We start from the raw sequence: 1,428 nt of genomic DNA on the forward strand, positions 1-1,428 counted from the left end.
TAATGCTTGTAAGTTAAGAAGCATTTAATACCTTTTTGAAGGCCTAGTCGCGTAGCGACTGGGCCTTCTTTTTACCGCTCGTGGATAACTTCTATCCCGCCTTTCTGGCAGAGTAAAACTCTCCGCCATATCCAGTATGTAGTTCATTACCTCCGGGATTCTCCCAGGAGCAACGGCTGGAAGCAGCTGCAACTGACCTATCAAGAACAACGACGCTTGTTTAAAGCCGATTTGGTAAGGCATGACTTTATTTTGGTCGTAAGCCATTTGACACATCAGGAAGCGAAGTAAATTGTAGGCTAATAACATTCCCCATAACTCTTGTATCACCAGTTCTGGCTTTTTACTTCGCAGAGTAAGATTATTTTGAAGCATATATTGCTTCATTTCTCTATAGCCTAACTCTATCTCCCATCGGTGACTGTAGAGCTCCGCAATGTCTTTTCCTGGGTAACGTAAGGGGTCTGTCATGGAGGTTAACAACCGTATCTCCTTGCCCTTTACTATCTTAGTTATCAAGCGAGCTTCTAGTGTTTCCGGGGAATCATGCCACTTCTTTCTAGCTTGTGGAGAGAGCTTTAATTCAACTAACTCTTGCCCTCGTCCCAACTTACGAACCGTCGTATATTGAGCTCCTTTACGCATAGGGATAAGCCAGTGCCTATCTTTTCCAGTCGCTTGCCAACGATGCAACAGTCCTAGGGCGTAAAAACCTCTGTCAAAAATAGTCAGGCTTTGGTCTGGCGAGTGCTCAATGAGCTCTGTTGTTAGATTCACTTCACTTACCGAAGTCGAGTCGAATGACGCACTATTGAGAAGATGGCTGGTCAGTTCCATATGGCAGACCATTCGAACTTGAGGATATTCGGATGAGCACTTCTGATTTCGAGTACGACTGAAGTGTTCATCGTTCTCTTTAGTGTCTGGGGTTCGCCAGACTACACCGTCTACTGCATGAAGCGTCAAACCATGCCAGTCTGGGTGTGGAGTCTTGTCATTCCACAGCTTCTGCGTTTGAGTAAAAACAGACTTCATCACATCAGAGCCAAGTCTCTGTCTGGCTTGGATTACTGCACTTGGAGCAACAAATGGCTTTTTACCGGGAAGCAGAATATCTAGCTTGGAGACAACTTTCTCCATGGATAAGTGACGATATAGGGACATTCCAACAACACTCCACACCATCATTTCCATGGGTAATCTGCGCCTACGGATAGTCGTGATACCAGTGTTTTCCATGCATTGAGCAATCAGTTCAGGTGAGAGAAGATCAGATAATCCTGAAAGTTGTTCAGCAGAGAATTGATGAACTTGGTTGAAAGCCTGTCTTAGAAACATAAAAAATCCGAGTGCATGGAATACACTCGGATTTTGACACCTTGGAAGGATCGTTCAACCGATCATTTAACCCTTAACTGATCGGCATTA

General features: G+C 44.5%; 1 protein-coding gene. It reads right to left on the reverse strand.

The window, feature by feature from the left end; genetic code table 11:
- Positions 1 to 24: 24 nt before the first annotated feature.
- Positions 25 to 1,338 (reverse strand): IS4 family transposase, encoded by a 1,314-nt coding sequence (locus F0231_RS20715; protein WP_171761563.1) that lies wholly within the window; start codon positions 1,336 to 1,338, stop codon positions 25 to 27.
- Positions 1,339 to 1,428: the final 90 nt, after the last annotated feature.

This window comes from Vibrio sp. RE86 (assembly GCF_013114545.1).
GTDB lineage: Bacteria > Pseudomonadota > Gammaproteobacteria > Enterobacterales > Vibrionaceae > Vibrio.